General features: G+C 65.0%; 16 protein-coding genes. 7 read left to right on the forward strand and 9 right to left on the reverse strand.

Translation table 11 applies throughout. The annotated features are described in order from the left end of the window. Positions 1 to 146: 146 nt before the first annotated feature. The 9 genes from QQZ14_RS23570 to mobF all read right to left on the reverse strand — a co-directional run bounded on the left by QQZ14_RS23570 (position 147) and on the right by mobF (position 16,410). Positions 147 to 1,829 carry a UvrD-helicase domain-containing protein gene (locus QQZ14_RS23570; RefSeq protein ID WP_284536873.1) on the reverse strand — a complete coding sequence of 561 codons (1,683 nt, stop codon included), beginning with the start codon at positions 1,827 to 1,829 and terminating at the stop codon, positions 147 to 149. Positions 1,830 to 1,833: 4 nt separating this feature from the next. Further along, on the reverse strand, positions 1,834 to 3,444 hold the full coding sequence (locus QQZ14_RS23575; RefSeq protein WP_284536874.1) for an ATP-dependent nuclease: 1,611 nt from the start codon (positions 3,442 to 3,444) through the stop codon (positions 1,834 to 1,836). Between the two features lie 3 nt (positions 3,445 to 3,447). Further along, positions 3,448 to 4,224 carry a hypothetical protein gene (locus tag QQZ14_RS23580; RefSeq protein WP_284536875.1) on the reverse strand — a complete coding sequence of 259 codons (777 nt, stop codon included), beginning with the start codon at positions 4,222 to 4,224 and terminating at the stop codon, positions 3,448 to 3,450. Further along, on the reverse strand, positions 4,224 to 4,961 hold the full coding sequence (locus QQZ14_RS23585) for a M48 family metallopeptidase (RefSeq protein WP_284536876.1): 738 nt from the start codon (positions 4,959 to 4,961) through the stop codon (positions 4,224 to 4,226). Before QQZ14_RS23585 ends, QQZ14_RS23580 begins: the two co-directional genes overlap by 1 nt. Continuing rightward, positions 4,948 to 8,040: a type I restriction endonuclease subunit R gene (locus tag QQZ14_RS23590; protein WP_284536877.1), complete on the reverse strand. Its 3,093-nt coding sequence runs from the start codon at positions 8,038 to 8,040 to the stop codon at positions 4,948 to 4,950. Before QQZ14_RS23590 ends, QQZ14_RS23585 begins: the two co-directional genes overlap by 14 nt. Then, positions 8,037 to 9,269 (reverse strand): restriction endonuclease subunit S, encoded by a 1,233-nt coding sequence (locus QQZ14_RS23595; RefSeq protein WP_284536878.1) that lies wholly within the window; start codon positions 9,267 to 9,269, stop codon positions 8,037 to 8,039. Before QQZ14_RS23595 ends, QQZ14_RS23590 begins: the two co-directional genes overlap by 4 nt. Then, positions 9,269 to 11,725 (reverse strand): type I restriction-modification system subunit M, encoded by a 2,457-nt coding sequence (locus tag QQZ14_RS23600; protein WP_284536879.1) that lies wholly within the window; start codon positions 11,723 to 11,725, stop codon positions 9,269 to 9,271. Before QQZ14_RS23600 ends, QQZ14_RS23595 begins: the two co-directional genes overlap by 1 nt. 672 nt (positions 11,726 to 12,397) lie before the next feature. After that, positions 12,398 to 12,781, reverse strand: a complete 384-nt coding sequence (locus tag QQZ14_RS23605; protein WP_284536880.1) for a hypothetical protein — start codon at positions 12,779 to 12,781, stop codon at positions 12,398 to 12,400. A gap of 98 nt (positions 12,782 to 12,879) precedes the next feature. Beyond that, positions 12,880 to 16,410, reverse strand: coding sequence for a MobF family relaxase (mobF, locus tag QQZ14_RS23610; protein WP_284536881.1), 3,531 nt, complete (start codon positions 16,408 to 16,410; stop codon positions 12,880 to 12,882). Positions 16,411 to 16,740: 330 nt separating this feature from the next. Here mobF and QQZ14_RS23615 point away from each other — a divergent pair, with 330 nt between their 5' ends. The 7 genes from QQZ14_RS23615 to QQZ14_RS23645 all read left to right on the forward strand — a co-directional run bounded on the left by QQZ14_RS23615 (position 16,741) and on the right by QQZ14_RS23645 (position 22,997). Then, positions 16,741 to 17,361, forward strand: coding sequence for a hypothetical protein (locus tag QQZ14_RS23615; protein ID WP_284536882.1), 621 nt, complete (start codon positions 16,741 to 16,743; stop codon positions 17,359 to 17,361). Further along, positions 17,346 to 18,305, forward strand: a complete 960-nt coding sequence (locus QQZ14_RS23620) for a hypothetical protein (protein ID WP_284536883.1) — start codon at positions 17,346 to 17,348, stop codon at positions 18,303 to 18,305. The genes QQZ14_RS23615 and QQZ14_RS23620 overlap by 16 nt, the downstream gene beginning before the upstream one ends. A 73-nt stretch (positions 18,306 to 18,378) precedes the next feature. Next, positions 18,379 to 19,008, forward strand: a complete 630-nt coding sequence (locus QQZ14_RS23625) for an SAF domain-containing protein (RefSeq protein WP_284536884.1) — start codon at positions 18,379 to 18,381, stop codon at positions 19,006 to 19,008. 56 nt (positions 19,009 to 19,064) lie between these two features. Beyond that, positions 19,065 to 19,772: a hypothetical protein gene (locus QQZ14_RS23630; protein ID WP_284536885.1), complete on the forward strand. Its 708-nt coding sequence runs from the start codon at positions 19,065 to 19,067 to the stop codon at positions 19,770 to 19,772. Then, positions 19,769 to 21,241, forward strand: coding sequence for a CpaF family protein (locus QQZ14_RS23635; protein ID WP_284536886.1), 1,473 nt, complete (start codon positions 19,769 to 19,771; stop codon positions 21,239 to 21,241). Before QQZ14_RS23630 ends, QQZ14_RS23635 begins: the two co-directional genes overlap by 4 nt. After that, positions 21,238 to 22,098, forward strand: a complete 861-nt coding sequence (locus QQZ14_RS23640) for a type II secretion system F family protein (RefSeq protein ID WP_284536887.1) — start codon at positions 21,238 to 21,240, stop codon at positions 22,096 to 22,098. Before QQZ14_RS23635 ends, QQZ14_RS23640 begins: the two co-directional genes overlap by 4 nt. Further along, positions 22,095 to 22,997 carry a type II secretion system F family protein gene (locus QQZ14_RS23645; RefSeq protein WP_284536888.1) on the forward strand — a complete coding sequence of 301 codons (903 nt, stop codon included), beginning with the start codon at positions 22,095 to 22,097 and terminating at the stop codon, positions 22,995 to 22,997. Before QQZ14_RS23640 ends, QQZ14_RS23645 begins: the two co-directional genes overlap by 4 nt. The last annotated feature ends 29 nt before the right edge of the window (positions 22,998 to 23,026 follow it).

Consider the following 23,026-nt stretch of genomic DNA (forward strand, 5'->3'; position numbering starts at 1 on the left):
GCCTTCCAACGTCTTCCGGCGTCAGGGGTCGTTTTTCATTCGTCTGCGGCCCCAGTGCGGCCCACGGCCTACTCAGGCCCTATACCCCACTAGGGTGTATGGCGCCGGCCAACCCTTGACCACAGCTCGACGCGGTGCACTGCCATTCATCGTGCAGCGATCGCTGCCCAGTCAGCTGTCTCCAGGAAGCGCTGCACACCTACCGCATCCGTAAACGGCGCCGCCCTGAGGTGGCTGTAGTACGGAGTACCTTGCTTGGCGCGTACTCGCCCGTACTTGTCAGCGATCCGCGTGGCATACGTGACGACCACACCGTGGCGGGCACGCGAGAGCATCACCGAGAGCACGCGGGCGTCTTCGAGCTTTGCGGCCTGGGTGTTCGAGCGCCAATCCGGGATGACCCCGTCCTCTGCCCCGACAACAACGACCCAGTCGAACTGCTGCCCCTTCCCGACGTGGCCACTCAAGAGATGCAGCCCAGCCACCGTCAGAAGGGTGTCCTGGTCGCCCACCTTGATCCGGTCACGGATCTGCAACGGCGTCATGCCGTCGCGGAGCTTGTCGAGGCACCAGACCAGCGCATCAGCCAAGAAGCGCCTCGTGTCAGTGTCGGCAATCGTCCCAAGCTTGGCCGCCTCCCGGAGGTACTGGAGCGGGTCGGCGGCTGCTAGCGCTTCGGCAGCATTGAGGCGGACGAGCATGATCTTCATGAGTCTGGCCGTCTCGGTGTCGAGTACACCATCATCCCATCGGTAGACGGGAAGCCCAGACTGCTCGGCAATCGCGTCGACCGTCTCCCGCCGTGGTCCGTTCCGACAGATGATGCCGATGCGTTGTTGAGGGGCACACTCGAGGATGAAGCGAGCGAACTGCACCGCCCACTGTCCTTCTTGCGCTGCGTCGTTGAACGCTATCCCTGCTGCCAGACCGCCTCCAGGCCACGACTCACGCCGCGCCGACGTGAGGGTGAGCCCTCCGGTTAAGCCGTTCAGCGAGTTCACCATGCCGAGCACAGCTGGCGACGATCGGTGCGACTCGGCGAATTCGATGACATCGGGGCACTCGGCGCGGATCGCGGCGTCGATCTGCGTGGGCTGCGCGCCTGCGAAGCCGTAGATGCCCTGTGCAAGGTCGCCCGCATAGGTGGTCTTGGCGAGTCCGATCCGGTTCACGATCCGCAACTGCTGGGGCGTGAGGTCCTGGAACTCGTCGACTATGACGGCGCCGAAGTGATTCCGGTAGAGCTCAGCGACCGCGTCGTTGGCAAGGATCAGCTCGGCAACACGGGGAAGGTCGTCGTAGGTGAGACGGTTCTCGGCCAGCCGCTGCTGCTCAAGTTGCAGCGCTCCCGTCGCCCCACGTTCTCCAAGGAACGCGTCCACGCCGGCGTCGTCGAGCGGCTGCTGCTTAGCAAGACGCAGGGCCTCTTCTGACAGAGTGATCCAGTCCCACCCCCAACCCCAACTCAGGCATTGCTCGCGCACCCAATCCGACTCGGGCAACTCCATCTCGGGGTCAAGGCCGATTACGCGCGCGTGGGCCCTGAAGATGCGAGCCGAGAGGCCATGGAAGTTGGTGACCGAGACCCGGTCGCGAAGTGCCGGCGACGACAGATATGACCGGAGCCGGTCGCGGATGTTGTCGCGCGCACGGTTGGAGAAGGTTGTGACCAGGACCTTGCGGGCACCGTCGGTGACGTTCCGGTCGATGAGACCCGCGACCCGCAGAGCAAGCGCCTCGGTCTTGCCACATCCTGCAGGCGCGACCACGAGCAGCGCGAGACCATCGTGGTCGCGGACTTTCTCCTGAGCCGCGGTGGGGGTGACCATCTGGTTATGCCGTGAACTCGTCCAACAGGCGATTGATACTCAGGATGCTCTTAGCCGTCGTCCCGTTTAGCAGCGACACGACGACCATGGCCGCTCGCACCTTGTAGCCCCTCCCCTTGCGCCGACAGAAGGCTGCGACGTCCTCGGCAGTACGTGTCCCGCCAGGGCCCGACGCAGCGCAAAGGGCTCGCTCGTTCCTTGAGAAGAGCGTCGACTCTTCGATGGCAGCCCACACGACATCCGCGCCGAGGGCCCCGACGTACTCGGCCTCAAGGTCGGGATCGGAGACGTATGCCGAGTGCGTTTCGAGGTCGGCTTCCGGGATGCCAAGCTTGTTCGCGGTATCCGCAGCGGCGTCCTTGTCGATGAGGAGCGAGAGAGGAATGTCGAAGCCGCTCTTGCCGAAGAGCTTGATGATCGCACCCATGTCGCCAGACCCATCGGTCTCCATGAGCGAGATTCCGAGCCGGTCAAGGTTGCTTCCGGTCAGCTCACCGATCGCTTCCAAGATGATCCGGTCGGACACACCCTCGACCGCAATCACGCGGCGTGCGGTGAGCGGCTCGAGCTTGTCGCGAACCCACCAGTGCACGACCATCCGCTCGTCATCAGAGAGGAAGTTCGCGGTCGGCTGCACGACGTGGCCGCCGGTACGTACCGCGACAATGCAGTCAGGCTGAAAGGCACCCACGATGTCTGCCGAGTGGGTCGCGAGGATCTTCTGGTTTGGCCCGCTCTGCAGCAGGCGTGCGAGGCTGCGCTGACTGGTCGGGTGAAGGTGAACTTCTGGCTCATCAATGCCAACGACGTTCGCACCCACGCTTACCAGGTCGTAGAGCGCAAGCGCGTACAAGGCCCGCATCCCGTCCGACTGCTCCGAAAGGTTGCGCGGCACGCCGCCCTTTACGACTTGGAGGCGCACATCGCTGAGTACGTCACTGTCAGCGGTCGCGCCGGGAACCAGCAGCAGGTCGTCCTGCGCCACTGCATCAGGAAGCGCTCGGCTTAGCTGGCTTGCCAGGTCACCTCTGAGTGCCCCGAGCGCCGTCGAACTCTTGAGCTGTTCCTGCAGCTGCGCAGCCAACTTGTCGAACTCAGCCTGCTCCGCGCCGAGCTCCACCTGCTCCAGGATCTCGTCCAGTGCGGAGCGTCGGTCCTCGCGCAGATCCCGACTCATCGCAGTCGCGCCGAGGAGCTTCCACCCAATGGCCTGCAACTGCTGACGCGAAAGTTGGCGGTTGTGCCCTGCACCGTGCGCGCGACGCTCAACGATAAGCGTCTGGTTCGCGTCATATGTGGCCTCAAGCCGCAGCGTGAGCGACTTATTGCCGCTGGCGTCAACGTTGATCTCGTCCGGGAACACCGCCTCGTCGTCCGGGGTGAAGTCGATCAGATCTGCCTCGACAACAAGCGACTGCGCCTGGTCACGCAGGTCGTCGGGTGTCAGCCAGGAATAGAGCTGGGCGGTGCTTGCGCCGAGCAGCAGGTTGAGGCAGCGCAGGACGGACGACTTACCGACGTCGTTCGGGCCAACGAGCACCAGGTGCTGGCGCACCTCCAGCTCGACGTCCTGAAGGCGGCTGTGATTCGTGATCGCGAGTCTGGTCAGCCGCATGTACTACTCCGCTCCGCCTTCTGGGTCTCCGAGGTCCGCGTCGATGTTGAGTACGCGAACCTGATCGCTCGTCTGTGCATCGAGTACGGCGGCGTTCTCGGCCATGCGGCGAGCCGACTTGAGGCGGAGGTCTACAGCGACGTCACCGTCGACGCTGACCTCAGTCGCGATTGCAAAGTCGATGGAGCCGCCCATCATCAGGTGCTCAATGATTTCCAGGTGGATTCGCCGACTCGTCCGCTGCGTGGAGCGATCAGTCTTCGCGCCGCGATAGTTGCGCGCTCGTCGGGCGAGGTCCTGCGATTCCCCGATGTAATACGTCCGCACCCCGGCGTCATCGGTGCCGAAGTCGTAGCGATACAGCCCGGGCTTGCTCGGGAGTGTCGGGAAGTCCGGCACCCCTGCACTGTCGAGAGTGACCGCTCCAGCCAAGCGCCACGTCAGGCTGAGCGAGACGCTCAGTGACTCGAGCTCCGGGAGATCCTGCACAGCGACCTGCTGACGCCCGGATGATCGACCTGGGTGGACTCGGCCGTTGAGAGCGCTGGAACCGGCGCCCAGGGAGAAACCCAGGTTCTGTAGCCAGCGCCGCGAATCCTGAGACTGGAACTCCGATCGCTTTGCGCCAGTTGCAAGTGCGATCACCTGCTTGACCGGCCACCGAACGCAGTCGATCTCGACCCAGTACTCCTGGATTTCCTCGGGCGTGCGGTCGCGCAGCCGCCCCCGGATCAGGTCTGGGGTCAACTCGTACGGCCGCCCGGCGAGCTTGATCTGCATCAGGCGCCGCCCTCGGCCTCGGTCCACTCCTCGTCAGCGAGTGGCGCGGCATTGAGTTCGTCGCGCAGAGCGCGCCAGTTCGGCAGGTATTGATCCATGAGCGAAACGAAGCGCTCGCCGTGACCACGCTCGCGCAGGTGAGCCATCTCGTGGACAACGATGTACTCCAGGCAGCGCGGATCCTTCTTCGCTAGCTCAACGTTGAACCAGAGATGCGCGGAGTCAGCGCTACAGGAGCCCCACTTGGTCTTCATCCGGCGTACGGTCCAGCTCTCCACCTGGCGACCTGTCACCGGCTCCCACTTGGCGATCAATGACGGAATCGCACGCTTCAACTCGCGGCGATACCAGTTCTCCAACACGCGCAGACGAACGTCGTCGTCGCTGCCTTTTGGTGCAACGACCCAGAGCGTCTTGCCAGCGAGCTCAACGCCGTGCCGTCCGGTGCGGGACACATCGAGGATGTAACGCTGGCCCCAGACGTAGTGGCTCTCCCCCGAGACCATGTTGCGCTTGGTCTGGCGGGGTGCGGACTGCAGTTGTTCGCGTTGCCGTTTGATCCACGGCAGACGCTGGATCACCGCGAGCCGAATGGCTTGGTCGTTCAAACGGTTCGGTGCCGCGACACGAACACGACCAACTGGCGGGTGCACCGATATGTGGAGGTTCTTGATGTCCTTGTAGATGACGTCGATGCCGATACCCCCGACCGTGAGGTACGCGCTACTCGTACTCATGGCGTGCCTTAATAAGGTTGAACAGCTTCTCGAATTCCTGGGCGCTGAAGTCCGGCGGAAGAACCGAGCGGATCGCCTTGGCGAGTGCGCGCTCCTTCATCTTGTTGCCGACCCAGTCGTGTAGACGCTCCCGCCGCACGGTCTCGTCGACGAGCTCGGCCAGGTCCGAAGGAAGCCCAGAGTCAACGAGTGCCCGCTGCGCACCGTCCTTCACCCAGTTGTCGTACGTGACGTCATCGGACTCCCCCGTGCCGACCTTCTTCGCGAGGTCGAGCAGCCCCTGCAGGAATGTCTTGTACTCGATGGCCTGTTGCTTGCGCTGCTGGATGAGCGCACTGAGCAGTTCCGACATCTTGTCGTAGTACTTCGGGTTCATCGCCTGCTCGTCGACGATGGTCTTGCGGACGTTGTTGATGATCGTCTCGGCGACCGCGTCCTTGTCCTTCTTGATGCCGTCGGGCAGGTTGTTGAGCGCGTCTTCGCCCCGCTCAACGATGAGCTGCACGAGACCCTTCTCCTCAAAGGTCGCGACGATCTCCGGGGGCTGCGCCTGAATGTAGGTATCGAGTAGCGCACGCATGCCGGCCTCGAACTGCTTCAGGTCGACGTTCTCGTTGGCACCGAGCTTGACCTCGTCTCGCACATCGGCAAAGTGCTTGACCTCGGCCTTGATGGAGGCCGCTTCGGCGTCGGAGTACCCGGCCTCGGCCATCTCGTTCGCGATAGTGGTGTAGGCCCGCACCAGCGACGACACGCCCTTGTACAACTCGACGCGGAGCGGCTCGTTGGCCTTGAGCTGCTCGGCATTGCCGGCCTCCTTGGCACAGAAGTAGTGCTGGTACTGCAGCGTCTGCTTCGGTGCAGCGACAGGCTCGCAGAGCAGCCGCAGGAACTCGAGTGCCTCGTCCAGGTCCTTGCGACCGTCGACCAAGCGATCCTTAAGGAGCCCCTCGATGTCTTCCTCGTCATAGCCCTCGAATGCGTCAGAGGTGTAGTCGGTGATCGCTCCCTCCAGCGACTTGAACAAGTCGCGGTAGTCGACGATGTAGCCATACTCCTTGTCGTCGCCGCCGAGCCGGTTTACCCGGCAGATCGCCTGGAACAAGCCGTGGTCGTGCATGGCCTTGTCGATGTAGAGGAAGGTTGCGTCGGGCGCGTCGAAGCCGGTGAGCAGCTTGTCGACCACGATGAGCAGACGCATCTGGCCAGGCTCTTCGACGAACCGGCGCTTCACCTCCTTCTCGAACTCATCGACCCGAGCCACCGCGTCGTCGGCCGGGACGCCAAAGAAGTCCGCGAGCATCTGGCGGTAGATCTCGTACTGGCGGATCTTCTCGGTCTTGCCGTCGCCGGCGTCCTCCTTAGAGATCTCCGATGCGCTCGGCACGTAGCTCGTGACGATGGCGACCTTGTCCTTGAAGCCCGCCTGCACAAAGAGGTCGTAGAACCGGCACGCCTGGTAGATGCTGTCGCTGACCAGAATTGCGTTGCCGCGACCGTCCATGAGACGAGGCTTCGTCTCCATGTCCATGAGGATGTCCTGCACGATCTGCTTGGTGCGCCCCTCAGAGGAGAACACCTTCTGCATCGTGCCCCAACGCTTCTTGAGCGTGGCCTTGGTCAGGTCCGTTAGCGCCTTGGTCTTTGCCTCGAACCACTGGTCAACCTTGGTGGGGCTGCTCAGATCCTGCTCGACGTCACGAGCCTCGTAGCGCAGGTCCAGCACGACACCGTCTTCGACGGCCTCGTCGAACTTGTAGGTGTGGATGTAAGTGCCGAACGTGGCAATGCTCGTCGCCTTATCGGTCTTGAGCAGCGGAGTACCGGTGAAGCCGATGAACATGGCGTCCGGCAGAAGGCTCTTCATAGCGGCATGCATCTTGCCCGACTGCGTGCGGTGAGCCTCATCTACGAAGACAAAGATGTTGCCCTTCGCCGAGAAGTCGGGAGGCAGCGTCTTGTGCAGCTGCGCGATGAAGTCGTCGCTGGCTTCGTCGAGCTCCTTCTCGTCGTCTCCTCCGCGGAACTTGTGCACGAGCGAGCAGATCAACCATGGGTTGTGGGAGTTGAGCTTGCCGATGAGGTCGGCCCCGCCGGTGGCGCGGTAGATGCTCTCGTCGACGCCGCCGAAGACGGACTCGATCTGCTCATCCAGCTCGGTGCGGTCGGTGATGACAATGACCCGCGCGTTGTGCTGGTTCTCGTGGATCCACTTGGCCAGCCAGACCATGATGAGGCTCTTGCCGGACCCCTGGGTGTGCCAGATGATGCCGCCTTCGCGCTTGGCGATGCGCTCCTGCGCAGCCTTGATCCCGAAGAACTGGTTGTGGCGCGGAGCCTTCTTGATGCCCGCATCGAAGACGATGAAGTCATGGATGAGCTCGAGGAGTCGCTCCTTGCTGCACATCTGGAGCAGGGCGCGGTCCAGCGGCTCCTCGATCTCGGACGGCTCCTTCCAGGAGAGCCAGTACTTCTCAGGGGTCTGGATGACGCCGTAGCGCAGACCCTCCACGTCGTTTCCGGCGAACACGAACTGCACCGTCGAGAAGAACGGCCGGATGAAGTGCTCGTCCTGGTTGCCGATGTTCTGCCGGATGCCCTCTGACGCGCTCACCTTCGAGCGCTTCAGTTCGATGACACCGAGCGCGATGCCGTTGACGTAGAGCACGACGTCGGGGCGCTTGTTGTGCGCGCCCTTGATGGAGACCTCCTCCGCGACCGCGAAGTGATTCTTCTCGGGGTTGTCCCAGTCGATGAGGTGGACGGTCTCGTACTGGTCCCCTGCCTCGCGCTTGACCTTCGCGCCGTAGCGCAGCAGCTCGTAAACCTCGCGGTTTGCCTCGTAGAGCTTGCGCGCGCCGCCGACTGTCGCACGAGTCTTGAGTTCGTGGATAGCGCGTTTGACCAGGACGTCGTCGTAGCCGCGCTCGTCGAGGTACGCGCGCAGAAGTTCCTCCTCCACGTGGGAGTTGCCCACGCGGTCCTGCCAGTCACCGCGGTAGTCGTACCCGAGCTGCTTCTGGAGCAGCTTCACGACGCGGATCTGGGTCTTGCGTTCGGGCTGGCCAACTTCACTCATGCCGCTGCACCCATTCCTGGGAGACGAGTCGACCCATTGAGCAGCTGCTGCGCTACGCCCTGCTTGATGTTTCGCAACTTCTCAACCTCTCGCTGCAACTGAGCAATCTCGGCCTCTGCGTCGCGAATGGCTGAGGCGATTGCGCGCTGCTCGTCCGGTTCAGGTACCGAGACGTTGATGCGCGAGAACTCGGGCCATCTGAGGCTCCCCCGGCGGTTCACAGAGGCGTTGGTGGCGCGAGCGAATTCCTGTCGGAACGAGTCGAGCTTCAGTTGCCTGTGCAAGAAGAACGTGTCCGTACCCCTGACCGGGCGCATCACCACGTAGATCGGACTCACGAGCCCCCGTTCCGCCAACTCCTGGACACCGATCGAGCCCTCCTCAACGTGGTTGGCCGGATAACCGATGTCTCCATGGTGGATCACCAGGTAGTTGCTGAGGTCACGGCTGAACACCTGGTTCTTGAAGAAGTCGAGCGAGCGGACGAAGCCCTGATGCTTGGTACAGCTCAGAACTTCAAGCGCCGCCGCAGCAGCGTTGCGCTCTGTCCGCGGCTCCAGCACCTCAGCAATGGGAACCCGTTTCCAGTCAGCGGCGAAACCAGGCAAACGAATCCGGCCAGTCAACAGCACCTGCGTTAGCCCGAGGTGCATGGCGCGCTTCTTCGCAACCAGAGCGGATTGCCTGACGATTGACGAGCGGATGTCGTCGAGCACACTTGCGATCGCCTCTTGCTCCGGCTTGCCAGGAAGGAAGACGCGAACCGACTTGAGGTCGCGCTGCCCGACGTTGGCACGAATGGCACCTTGCGAACGGGCAATGATCTGCCCTCGCACTGCGGAACTACGCAGGACGTACTGACTGAACCCGCGGTCGAGCAACGACGTGCGCGGCCGGCCACGAAACACGAAGCCGCCGAAGACCACCGGCTCCTCGCCAACGTAGACGGAGGTCATACCCACCTCGTCCTGAGTCTCCGAGGTCCTGTTGAAGAGGACGTCTCCGGGCCGGACGAGATAGCGAGCCACAGCGTCCGAGGACAGTGCGACGCGGCCCGGAATGTCCTTCTCGGTTAGAGCCTCGTTGTTGACAACCTCCATCACGTTGGCGAATCGGACGCCGCGTCCGTAGGCAGCTTTGCCGGCGTTGACGCCGTTGCTGAAGTCCAGGAGGTCCCCGAGTCGATGCTCAGACCAGTCCGAGGGAAATGGTGGCGTTCCCAGCGACATCAGCTCACTCCCATCGACTCAAGATGGGTGAGCACACGCTGGTTCAGCTGGTCCGCGGACGACTGTAATTCACCTAGAGTCGATGCGTACCGACGGCCGAGCGCACTCAAGCGGCCGACGAGCGTCGACGTGAGGCCTGTTACCTCTTCCTCAACCAGGGCGACGGCCGACGCGTACCACTTGTCTTCGAGCACAAGTGTCTTGACGTCGTCCTCACTGAGCTCGCCGTACCTCATAATTGTGGCGAGTGCCAAAGCCTCCTGCGCCTCCTTGAGCGCCTTCTTCGCGGCGGTCTCGGCCTTGAAGAGCTCTATGACCTTCTTCAGCGCCTCGACTTCATCTGCATCGGCGTCTTCGCGCTTTGCTGCGCGAAGACGCTCGTTGGCGAGCTTCTGGGTCACCTTGCCCTCATCGTCAGCCGCGTCGAAGAGCAGACCGCCCTCCGAGACGTGCTCCTCGGCGAAGTCGGCGATCGTCTGGGTGGCCGTCTCGACGTCCAGTTCGATCTTCTCGATCCCGGCCTTCTCAGCGCTGAAGTAGCGGTCGATGATCAGGTGTGGAGGAATGAGGTCCATCACCCATCGCTTGGCCTTAGCACCGGTGCCAAAGACGATGTGTGCGTCCTCGTACTTCGGCTTGCCGGCGCTCGTCGTACCGACGATGCGGGCCTCTCGTGGACGGGACGCCTCGACCCAGCCCTCGCCGACGACCATCGTCACGTCGTCGTGCATGACGGAGTTCCAGTACTGCATCAGACGTTCGTAGACGCCGTACTCGTCGATGAGCGGCCGCTTGATGAAGCGAACGAGTAGGTCTTCCGAGATGTTGTCGATCAGGTCGACCGGGCGAGTGCTCGCGGTGATCAACTCCAGCCGCTCGCGGTGGTTCGTCCACCACCGAGCGATCTGGTCGGCGACATCGTCCGCAAAGCCCTGGTACTCCGAAGAGCCCGTGATCTCTGCGCGCACGTCGCCCGGTTCGACAGCCAGCTCGGAGTAGCCAGCTCGAAGCGGCCTAAACAGCGACGAGCGAAGCGACGGGAACGCCTCCCAGTACGCGGCCAACTCGTCCAAGTCGCGGTCCGGGATGCCGCCATTGAGGTGCGCGTCGAGGTCCTGGATGTCGTCGGGCTCCGAAGAGTCGATGTAACGCGTGATGTTCAGATTGAAGTCGTTGGCGGCGCTCTGGATCTCGCTCAGCGGCACCATCCGGGAGTAGTGATCGACGTCGATCTGCTTGGTCACGACGTCGACGATCTTGTGCATGTCTCGCGGTCGCAGGCGGTTCTTGTTGCCGTCCTTCACGAAGCCCTTGCTGGCGTCGACCATGAAGATGCCCGCCCGCGCCTGAGCGTTCTCCTTGTCCAGGACGAGGATGCAGGCCGGGATGCCCGTTCCGTAGAAGAGGTTGCCGGGCAATCCGACGACTGCCTTGATATAGCCGCGCTTCACAAGCTCCGTGCGAATGGTGGCTTCGGCGTTGCCACGGAAGAGAACGCCGTGCGGCAGGATGACGGCCGCCTTGCCGTTCGACTTGAGGCTCTTAACCATGTGGAGCAAGAAGGCGTAGTCGCCATTCCTCTCCGGCGGGCGACCGAAGCCGTCGAAGCGGCCCCGCTCGTTGTCAACGCCGTGCGTCCAGGTCTTCACCGAGAACGGCGGATTGGCGACGATGTAGTCGAAGGTCTGAAGTGCGTCGTTCTTGAGGAACTTGGGATCCGCCAGAGTGTTGCCGTGCCGGATGTCTGCAGTGACGTTCCCGTGCAGGATCATGTTCATTCGCGCGAGCGCCCAGGTGGCGTTGTCCATTTCCTGGCCGTAGATCGTTAGGCCGTTCGGAGCTGCGTCGGCCACCTTGAGGAGCAGCGACCCGGAGCCGCAGGTCGGGTCATACACAGTGGTGTTGCGGGACGTACCAGGCTTGATCTCAAGCAGACGCGCGATGACCCGCGAGACCTCGGACGGCGTGTAAAACTGCCCTTTGCTTTTGCCAGACTCAGTCGCGAAGTGACGCATGAGGTACTCGTAAGCGTCGCCGAGGAGGTCGTCACCCTCTGCTTTGGAGCCGGTGAAGTCCAGCCCTTGGAAGACCCCCAGCAGGCTGCCGAGTCGGTCGACCATGGCCTTGCCGTCGCCAAGCTTCGTCGGGTCGTCCCAGTCGGCGTTGTTGATGACGCCCTGCAGGTCGTTGGCTTCGGCCAGAGCACGGATGGCGATGTTCATCTGCTCGCCGATGTCTGACTTGCCCTTGAGCTTGAGCAGGTCGTCGAACGAGCCGCCGGGCGGGACGTCGATCAGGCTGTCCTGGTCGGCCTTCGCCTTGTCCGACACGTACTTCACGAAGAGCAGCGTCAAGACGTAGTCCTTGTATTGGGAGGCGTCCATTCCTCCCCGAAGCTCGTCGGCACCGCTCCAGAGGGAGCTGTACAGATCCGACTTCTTCAGCGCCAACGCCACCACTCCAAGCCCTCGTCCGCCCCGCGAGGGTGCAGTTGCCAATGGTCCGACAGTCGTCCGGCTCGAGCCCTGCCCGAGTCAGCCAAGACGGCCAGGTTCACCCTAGCGACGGGATCCGACAGTTATCGGGACATTGCCATGGCTATATCCGGGAGGGTGGACCACGACGCGTACTTGGGAACTTGGTTGGGCCAACGTCTGGTCTCCGCTTACGTTGACAGATGTGAGTCGTTGGCTGCTGGTGCTGCAGCGAACCTCGACCGAGAGGTGCTGCTTGAGATGCGTGCAGCGCCGCACGGATATGCGCGGCGCAGACTCAAGAAACCGAGAGTCGGAGCCGAGACACCGAGAGAATGGTGCACAGAGATCCATCGCGGGTTGTCTGGGTGAGCGGGCTGACGTCTCGGACGCGAATCTCAAACGACCCGAGGACGCGTTGCTCCACCTGGCAGGATGGAGCGTCGGAAGCACACACAGTGTCAACCGGGCCAGCCCCTCGAACAGCTGGCAGCTCCACGTCGGCACCGTCAACTGAAGCCACGAAGGTCCAAGGGGTGGAGTAGACCCGTGACCGAGAGCTCTGTTGCGGTGCGCATGTCCCGAGAGGTTGCGCCCGAGCACCCACGCCATACGATCGCGACATCGCCTTTGACGCCAAGGGTCACTCATCCATCAAACCGACCGCACCGGTGATCCGTGCATCCGTCGCGCCTGCTTCAGGCGCGAGCTGCCAGTAGCAAGCTCAGCACGACGACGGGCGTGCGCCCAGCGAAGCGCCTGAAGGAAACTGAGGACCCCGACCTTCAGGGCATCCCACGCAAGGACGAGCACAGCGAGGTTCAGCCAGCCGGGCGCGCCGTTTACGACGGCTATGGCGACCAAGTGCATGGCCAGCAACAGGCCGACGGCGATCGCGGCGAGCATGGCGACAGTTCGCCATCGAGGCTCGTGAGAGCGCACACCCCGGACCAGCAGGTTGGTGGGCGCGAACACGGCGAGATATCGGTGGATCGCCGAGACGGCGAAGAGAACTGGTAGTGCGAGCAGGATCAGCATGGGTGCCTCCGGGGGTTGGGACATCCTCGATACGCCCGCTCGACATCGGCCATGCATGAGCCGGGCGCTCCTGTGGACCCCGGCGGCACTCAGGGCACCTATGGAGCGGAAACGGGACGAATTTCCACGGACGGCGCCGGCGGGAACGACGGACGTTCATGCATGTTCACCGCAGCGGCGCCGCGGAGGGCCGCGAGGGCGCGCTGGCGGTCGGCTCGCTGAGCGTCACTTCGGGCTGCCGCTCCTACTGGCAGATCCGAGCTGACTTTGTAGCGGTCACGATACGCGGCGACAGCCGCCGCAGCGTCAAGCCATCGAACCCTCGCCTTCGATTCGGACGGCATCGGACCGAGCCGGCGGGTCCATGCCTCGCGGCCACTGACAGCGGACTCGGCAAGCGCCCGTGAGCGGGCCTCGATCAACTCCTTCCGCTCGTGGATCGCCCGGCGATCATCCGCGGACATCGGACCGAGCGGCTCGGGGACGAGCCCGGCGATCAGACGCGGGCGGAGAAGGCATCCACGAGGTGGAGTCGCAGCCAGCTTGTCGACGCGGTAGCGCAGCACCGCTGCGACGTCATCGGCGTCATCCAGACCGTGCTGGCCCACGACTCTTGGCACGAGTTGCTCGAGGTCATGATGGTAGGCCTCGGCGCGACGGAACGCCGCTGCGAGCGGGCCGAAGGCCGTCGACTCGACGACCTGCCTGTGCTGCTGGGAGGTCAAGCCCGATCGGCTTAGCAATTCGGCGAAGCGATCGCGCTGAGCTTCGGCGGCAATTGTCTCGAGTTCTGCGGCCAGTCGGTCGATACCACCGTGGAGCTCGTACTCGGCCTCGATCGTCTGCGTGGCGGAAAGGTTTGCGCCGCTGTGTTGCAGGACGCCGTACAGCACGGTCCTGGCAGTGACGTCGTCTGCCAATGGCGTCGAATGGCTATCGTCGGGCTGGTCGATGGCGACGTAAGCGACGTTGGACTCGCGGCCGCGGCTCATGGAGACGTAGAGGTTCTCCCGGGTTGTGGACGCTGTGACGACGACGTGGGAGGTGTCGACGGTGACGCCCTGGGCCCGGTGTGCGGTGATGGCGTAACCGAGGTCGACGTACTCAGCGACGTACTCAGCTGGCAGCACCGCCTTGCCCTGACGTCGTGGATCGAGCCGTTCGACCAGCATCGAGCCATCGCGGCGGATGTCGATCACCCGCCAGCGGTCGCCGTTCTTGACCCAGCCGCCACCGGAGGTCCGAAGAGTGCGTTCGTTGCGCCGGGTGATGACCACATCTCCGACCGAGGCGCTGTGGCCGGCGGCCAGCGGGATCTCGTGACCATCGGCGGCGCCGTCATGCAGCAGCCGTTCGGCGCGGGCCCGCTCGTTCAGAGTTCGCACGGCGTGGGATGACTCGGTCACGAGGATGCTGGCCTTGCCGGCGCTGCAGTCCGCACGCCACGCCTCGTAGGCCCGGTCGAGCATCTCGTCGGTCAGCCCTTCGCGGACTCGCTTCTGTCGGACGTACGTCGAGATGATCTCGACCTCACCTCGACGAAGGGCGAGGGAGGCGTGCCTCTCCCACTCGTTGACGAAGCGATGGATGTCGGTCAGCTCCGCGGCGTCGGTACGGCGATCGACCAGGAGCGCGAATGCGCCGCCGGCTTCTACGGACTGAAGTTGATACGGGTCACCGACGAGCAGGGCCTTGGCTTCTGCGGCCTCCGCGATGCCACTGATCCGGTCGAGCGTCGTCGTTCCCGCGAGCGTGGCCTCGTCGATGATCACCAGCTGCCCGGCGCGGAGATGCGTTCGCCCGCGGTCATACTCGTGCAGCCACTTGGCCGTGTTGTCACAGGCGACCCCTAGATCGTCGGCCAGGGCCTGGGCAGCTGTCGCCGAGGGCGCCAAACCGATCACGCTGCCCTGCCCGTGCTCGATGATCCACGCGGCACGAAGAGCGCGCATCGTTGTCGTCTTGCCGGCGCCCGCGGGCCCGACGAGCAGGTCCACCCGTCGACCTGACGTCGTGATGCTTTCGAGGGCAGCGCGCTGCTGAGAGCTGAGTCGAGCCCGCGAGCGCGTCACCACCCGCCCCAGCGCGATGGGGCGCACGGTCGGTGCGGTGGTGATTTCCGACCAGTTCAGGAGTCGTGCTTCTGCCTCGATGATCGCGGTCGACGAGTACTTGGCCGCGTGCCGCGGTCGGAAGACGCTCGTGCCGTCTTCGCGTTGGAAGCGAATCGGACTGATCGCCAACTCAGGCGGAGTCAGCGACACAGACTGACCCTGAGCTGCGTCGACCACCATGGAAACGACCACCTCCCGGTCCGAGGTGTTTGCGAACCGGAAGTCCATCGTCTGCCTCGACGCCTCGGCCATGAGATTCCAGTGGTTCCACACTGCCCTCTTCACCTCGACCGCGGCCACGACGTCAGCGCCGATCGCCTCGATCGCTGCCAGGGGAATGTCGTCAGCGGTGAGCGGCGTCCCGCCCACACCAAGGAGCGTTGCCACCCACGCGGTCGCGTCGGCGCCCAGTCGCTCAGATGCGCGACGCCGCCACTCTGCGGTCAGGTCAGCGAGCGACCGCAGCTCCTTGGGTGGCCGTGTCGCCAATGTCGCCTGGGCGCGCAGCTCCACGATGGTCTTGGGCGAGGGCATCCGACCGTGCCCTGCGACGTACTCGGCGATCAGCTCGTCTTTCTTGAGCTCGATCTCGCGGGTGCGGCTCGAGAACTCCCCGATGAGCTCCTCGCTGATGCCGGCGATCTCCCACTGCGGGTTGCGGTCGGCGCCGCGTTGGCGAAGTTCCCAGTCGACGCCGATGTCCCGGCTGAGTCGGTCGGCCAGCAGGGCGTTGTAGTGCGCTGACAATCCCGTGACGGAGGAGAACACCGAGCGGCCGTCGAGGCTGCGCCATCGCCCGTCCATCACGGTCAGCACCTTGTTGGACACCACCACGTGCGTGTGGAGCTGTGGATCTCCGGCGCGCGAGTCGAAGTGGTCGTAGGCAACGGCGGCGACTCCTTCGACGCTGACTTGAGCAACGGCGCCGTCCCTGTCGGAGATGCCCGCCCGAGTCGCGGCCACCTCCCGCTCGAAGAACGCGATGACGTCGGCGACGGCGGCGTGATGCGCGTTCGCGATCCGCTCCTGGGTGGCCGCGTCGGCAACTGCCCACAGCACCGACACCGACTTCGGGACGCTGAAGGTGAGATCGAAGCCAGCCACGGCGTGGCGCATGCCGGCGGCAGTCTCCTCGGCTTCGATCCTGCTCGTCTCGGCCGCGCAATCCTCCTGGGTCATCTCCGGATCGAGAGCCGCCACTCGCTCGTTGATGCGGTCCGCCAGACGCTTGTACGTCGGGTACGCCCGCCCGAGCTGATCCCCCGTGATCGGGTCTCGGCCCATGCCGATCAGCAGCGCAAGCTGCTCCTCGGTCACCTGCATCCCCGCGACGAGCTGGCCGTTCCCAAAGGCCCGGACTCCCGAGCCGAGCCAGCGACCAGGCGGCGTACCGACCTCGGAGTAGTAGCGGGTGAGTGGCGTCGATAGGGCTCTGCCGCCATCGCCGGCCGCAACGCTGCGCAGCAGGTAGTGGTAGCCGCTGCCCGCGGACATCCGGCGCAGCGAGACCGTCACCGCCGATTCCGTTCCACAGCCCTCAGGTGCGCTTCGCCATCCACAGGCCCCTCGATCTGCAAACCGTGTGAAGCCGAAAGGAGTGGGGTGGAGACACGGGGACGGAGCAGATCGGACGAAGGGGAGGACGGATGAAGGGGCGGGATAGGGCAGGAGACGTGAGTCGGTGGAGCGGACTGGAGAAGGAGAGGCACCTGAGGATGGAAGGGCTGTGGAAGTTGGCGGGCCAGAAATCAGAAATCGTGACTACGATGAGGCGCAGACGGCGCTCGGGATCCGTCCGCAGCGGCGTCCGCCTCCTCAGTCACCTGTAGGAGGAACAGGAACCGCATGATGAATCGACTCGGGTTGATCTCCTGGGCGACCGGCACAGTGATGTTGGCCGCGGTTTCCGCATGCGGCGCCAGCGACACCGATCCGCCGCCGACCTCGGAGCCGTCGTCGACGTCGCCGAGTTCACCGACGACGAGCGCCTCGCCCAGCTCCCCCTCGGATGCGGCGACCGCCGATGCCACCGACGCGGTCCGGAGCTACTTCACGGTTGTCGACCAACTCCGCAGCGACCCAGCGGCTGACCTCAAGCAGCTGAAGTCCGTCGCGACGAGCGCGCAACTCAACGCCGTCGAGACCCTGATCGGCCGGCAGCGTGACGAGGGCCAGCGGCAGACCGGCGCCACAGCCATCAACGAGTTGCAGGTCCAGTCGGTGAACCTCGACAACTCCGACCCGAAGGCCGGCAAGGTTCCGACGGTCGTCATCGACGTCTGCTGGGACGTCAGCAAGGTCGACGTGCTCGACAAGAGAGGCAAGTCGATCGTCTCCCCCGACCGCCGGGACACCGGGTGGACGCGTTACACCGTCGCGAACTACGACTACGCCGCCGATCCGACCGGCGGCTGGCGCGTGGCGACGGGCCAGGACCTCAAGCAGGCGCCATGCGCGGCATCCTGATTCGCCTCCTCCTATCTGGGCTGTCCGCCGCCAGCCTCTCCGTTCTCGTCAACGCCCCGTCATACGCCGACACCGTGTGCTCGCAGACCGACCCAGCGACGGGCGAGTGCCTCATCTGGATCGAGGTACCGGGCACGCCAGGTACGCCCGGTGAGCCAGGCGACGACGGGCCACCGGACACCGGCAGCGGAGCCGCCTGCTACTGGGATGGCACCAGCCAAGGCATCACGAAACCTCCGCCCGGGCCTGTGCCCTGCTCATCGCCAGCCGGCTACTGGTCGAACAGCTACCACTGCTACATCAGTCCGGTCGAGCCCCAGCCGCCAGCCGGCGACCCGAGCTGGCAGGGTCACGAGCCCGGCGACGGCGCTGTTTACAACTGCTACCAGCCGCAGACGGGTCTGCTCATCACCATCTGGTCGCAGGACCCGCCGCCGAACTCCGGCACGGGACCAACACCGCGCGAGGTGGCGCAGATCGCGATCGAGCAGATGCATCTGTCTGCCATCAACATCGGCATCGCCCCCGAGCCGGGTCCGGACAGCATCGGCCTGGTCGGCATGCCGGTCTGGATGTGGGCCAAGGACCCGAACGCCCACACCGTTGGCCCGATTACTGAGAGCGCTTCCGCAGGAGGCATCACGATCACGGCCACCGCAAAGGTCCTCCGCATCACGTGGGACATGGGTGACGGCACCGAGGTCGTCTGCGAGACGGCGGGCACGCCGTACAAGCCGTCGTACGGGCGGAAGGACTCTCCTGACTGCGGCCACACCTATAAGAAGTCGAGCGCGCAGGAAGCCGATGACTCCTACACAGTCACGGCGACGTCGAGCTGGGTCATCACCTGGTCGGGCGCCGGCCAGACGGGGACGATCCGGCTCGACGGCCTCAACCGCTCAACACAGATCCGGATCGGCGAGGCGCAGGTGCTCGTGAACTGACGAGCTGCGCGGGAGGTACGACGAAGTGTCCACAACTGCCCGAGAGGACCGGAGGACCGGCCCGCGCCCCACCATGCCGGAGACGGCCGCGAGCATCACTCCCCCGCCCAAGCTCCGGCGACGCCCCGCGCTGGTCGTTGCGGCGGTCATCGTGACCGCGCTTGGCTGCCTGCTCGGCGCGTGGGCCTGGAGCGTGACGACGAACACCCAGGAGGTTCTAGCTGCGCGAGACACGATCCACCGCGGCGAGGTGATCAAGGCTGAGGACATCGAGCGGATCCGGATCAGCGGCGACCCAGCTCTGGCCCCGTTGCCCGCTTCGGCCTACGACGACGTCGTCGGTCAGCGGGCGGCCCTCGACATCGCGGCGGGGGGCCTGCTCACAAGCGAGTCGACTGCCGACGAGCCCCTACCGCCACCAGGACAGTCCGTCGTCGGGATCTCCCTGGCACCCGCGCAGGTCCCGGGAATGCCTCTGTACGGCGGCGACAAGGTCCGCATCATCGTCACGCCAGGCGACAACGGAGAGGCACCCGCCAACTCTCCGCAGTTCACGGTCGCCGAGGTCGTCGGCACCTACATGGACGAAACGACAGGCAACACAGTCGTCAACGTCCTGGTGCCGTACGCCGACGCAGGTGTCCTTGCCGCACGAGCCGCCACCGGGAACGTCGCCTTGGTCCTGGACTCCGGAGCCGAGTGATGGCCGTCGTCTGCCTAACCTCCGCGTCGGGATCGCCCGGCGTCACCTCGACGGCCGTGGGCCTCGCGTTCTGCTGGCCGCGTCCAGTGCTTCTCGTCGAGGCCGACCCGACCGGCGGCTCCGGGATCCTCGCAGGATTCATGAAGGGCACGAGGCCGTACGACGCCGGGCTGGTCGAGCTGGCGCTCTCGCCGTTAAGCGCGGCGGATGCGCTGCGGGACGTCGTCCGGCCGCTAAGCCCGAACGTCTCGCTGGTAGCCGGAACACGGACCCACGCTCAGGCGGCGGCACTCCGCGACGTGTGGGAGCCGCTCGGCTCGGCGTTGCGCGAACTGGAAGCGAGCGGCCAGGACGTCATCGTCGATGCGGGCAGGCTCGGGCTGATGGGATCGCCACAGCAACTCCTGGACTCGGCTGACTCAACCCTGCTCGTAACTCGCGCCAACCTGCCGTCGATCTCAGCGGCACGCTCGTGGGCGGAGACCGTGCGCCAGCCTGGCACCGGATGGAGACATGCGGGCCTGCTCCTGATCGGCGAAGGTCAGCCGTACCGATACACCGAGGTGTCCAAGGTGCTCGGAATGCCGGTAGTCGCCGATCTGCCCGACGATCCGGTGGCGGCCGCTGTCTATCACCGCGGGGACCATCCGCCTCGCCATTTCGAAACTGGACCCTACGTCCGGGGGCTCCAGGCAGCGGTGCAGTCGGTCCAGGCACACGTCGCACGCGGTCGGTTCGCTCTCGTGGAGGAGGCCCCACGGTGACTGAGGCATCCCGCTATCTGAGCGAATACGGCGAGCTGTCGCGACTACCACTGTTCGCCCAGCCGACCAACGGCTCTGCACCCGCAGCCGCCAAGCTCGGCACTCCATTGACCGTTCCCCCTACGACTGTCCCCGACGTCGACTGGTCGATCGTCGCGGAGCTGCGCGCTCGAGCGTCCGAGCAGTTGAGCCAGGCCGTCGCCTCAGACAGAAGCCGGCTCGACAAGGCCGCGCAGCAGGAGCTCGGCCGCTCAATCCTGCTGGACCTCATCGAGTCCGCGATGGCCGAGGACGTCGACGCCGGCCGCGGGGCCTGGAGCCCGGCGCGACAACAGGCCACGGCGAAGGCTGTCTTCGACTCTCTCTTCCGCCTGGGTCGGCTGCAGCCTCTGGTCGACAACGACGACATCGAGAACATCGTCATCGTCGGCCACGACAACGTCCTACTCGAGCTGGTCGACGGCACTCTGATCGATGGTCCACCGGTCGCTGACTCCGACCAGGAACTCATCGACTTCCTCGTCTTCCTTGCCTCGCGCAGCGAGGTCAACGCTCGGTCCTTCTCCGAGGCCCAGCCGCGGCTTCATCTGCGGCTGGACGGGGGCTCTCGCTTGGCTGCCGCAGCATGGGTAACGCCCCACCCATCAGTGGTGATCCGACGGCACCGACTGATGCAGGTCACCCTCGACGACCTCGTCTCCAGAGAGATGATGACTCCAACCGCGGCCTCGTTCCTGCGCGCGGCGGTCCGGGCGCGACGCTCGATCGTCGTCGCGGGCGCCCAGGGAACAGGCAAGACCACCCTGGTCCGCGCGCTCTGTGCCGAGATCGACACCATGGAGGCGATCGGCACATTCGAGACCGAGTACGAACTCCACCTCCATGAACTCGGCCGCCACAAAGTCGTCCACGCCTGGGAGGCACGCCCGGGATCCGGAGAGCGTGCGCCTGATGGCCGCCAGGCTGGCGAGTTCACTCTCGATGAGGCGCTGGTCGACTCCTTCCGCTTCAACCTCTCCCGCCAGATCGTCGGCGAGGTACGAGGCAAGGAGATCTGGGCGATGATCAAGGCGATGGAGTCCGGGACCGGCTCCATCTCGACCACCCACGCAGCTGACGCGGTCTCGGCAGTCCGCAAGCTCGTCACGTGCGCGATGGAGGCCGGTCCGCACGTCACCCAGGGGCTCGCGACAAGCAAGCTCGCGGCCACGGTGGACCTGATCGTCCAGCTGAGCATGGAGACCAAGGCCATCTCGGGCGGTGCGCAGCGTACGAGGAGAGTCGCCGAGATCATCGCCCTTGCCCCTGGCGAGAGGGAGGTCGGATACGCGACCACGCACGTCTTTCGTGCCGATGCATCAGGGGTCGCCGTACCGGACGTGCTTCCCGACGAGTACCGGGCGCTGGCCCACCACGGATTCGACCTCGCGGCGTACCTCTCGACCCAGCCGTACGGAGCGCAGCCGTGACCCCGTTCCTTCCTGCTCTTGCAGGCGGACTTATTGCCATCGGGATACTCGGCATCGCCCTCGGCATGCGGCCGACGGCCGAACCCCCGCGCGAGAAGCACTTGGCGTGGGCACGTCGGGTGGCCCTGACCTCACGCACCCGGATGCTCCTGCTGATCGGCGTCGGGTTGGGCCTCCTCGGCTGGGTCATCACCGGGTGGGTACTCGCGCTGATCATTGCGCCGGTCGCAGTCCTCGGGCTGCCAGCTCTGGTGTCCGCTCCACCGGCCGCGACTCGCATCAACCGACTCGAAGCGATGGAGGAATGGACACGCTCACTCGCCGGCGTCCTCACAGTAGGGATCGGGCTCGAGCAGGCACTGGTCGCCACATTGCGCTCCACTCCCGCCCCGATCAATCCTGAAGTCAGCCGGCTCGTGGCTCGCCTTCGTGCCCGGTGGGACACCGAGACGGCGCTCCGGGCCTTCGCGGACGAGCTCGACGATGCGACCGGCGATCTCATTGCCGCGAACCTCATCCTCGGAGCACGCCGCCGCGGTGCCGGCCTCGCGAGCGTCCTCGAAGGTCTCGCCGAGTCGGTCGCGGCCGACGTACGAGCCCGTCGCCAGGTCGAGGCCGATCGGGCCAAGCCGCGTGCGACTGCCCGATGGGTAACACTCATCAGCACCAGCGTCCTGGTGGTCCTGGCCCTGTCCGGTCAGTACGTCGAGCCGTATGCGACCGCTGTCGGCCAGGTGATCCTCGTCGTGCTTCTCTCGGCCTACGTCGGCACCCTGATCTGGATGCGGCGCATGGCTACCGGTAAACCGATGCCGCGCTTCCTACAGACCCGACCCGATGTGACGGCGATGCCATGATCACCGGTCTTCAGTTGGCGATCTTGTCCGGTGGCCTTGTCGGCCTCGGGCTGACGCTGGTCGTCGCGCGAATCCTGCCCGCCGAGCCGGACCTCGCCGACGCCTTGGAGCGCGTCTCCTCGACGCGCAACCGCACGACCTCCAGTGCCGCAGCTGCCCGCACCGGCAAGGAACGACTCGGGCTGTGGGGAATGCGCGTGCTGCCGCCGGGCCTGTGGATCCGGACGCCGACGCGCGAACTCGCGCTGCTGCGGATATCCGTGGCGCAGTTCTACGGCGAGAAGCTCACCTTCGCTGGGCTCGGCCTCGTCATCCCACCCGGGCTCACCCTGCTGTTCAACTCGCTCGGCCTCGATCTGCCACTCCAGATTCCGGCCCTCGCCTCGATCGCCCTCGCGGCCGTCATGTTCTTCATCCCGAACTACAACGCGCTCGATGAAGCGCGGAAGGCACGTGTCGAGTTCGCCCGTGCCCTAGGTGCCTACATCGACCTAGTCGCCGTCGAACGTCACAACGGGATCGGCGTCCGGCAGGCCATGGAGGCAGCCGCGGAAGTCGGCGACTCCTGGGTCTTCACCCGCCTCTCAGAGGAACTGACCCGATCGCGCTGGTCGGGCCTCCCGCCTTGGGACGCATTGCACACCTTGGCAGAGGAGCTCGGACTCCCCGAGCTCGACGACTTCGCCGACATCATGCGCCTCTCGGGCGAGGAGGGAGCGAGCGTGTACGCCACCCTGCGTGCCCGGTCCGCCGCCATGCGCACGGCGATGCTTAACGACGAAATTGCTCAGGCGAACGCCGTCGGTGAGCGCATGACTATCCCGGGCTCCCTGCTCGGCGTCATCTTCATGGCCTTGCTCGTGGCCCCCTCATTGCTTCGCATGTTCACGAGCTCGTGACACGGAAGGACAAATCCAAGGAGGAACTC

Source organism: Nocardioides sp. T2.26MG-1 (assembly GCF_950101795.1).
Classification (GTDB): Bacteria; Actinomycetota; Actinomycetes; order Propionibacteriales; family Nocardioidaceae; genus Nocardioides.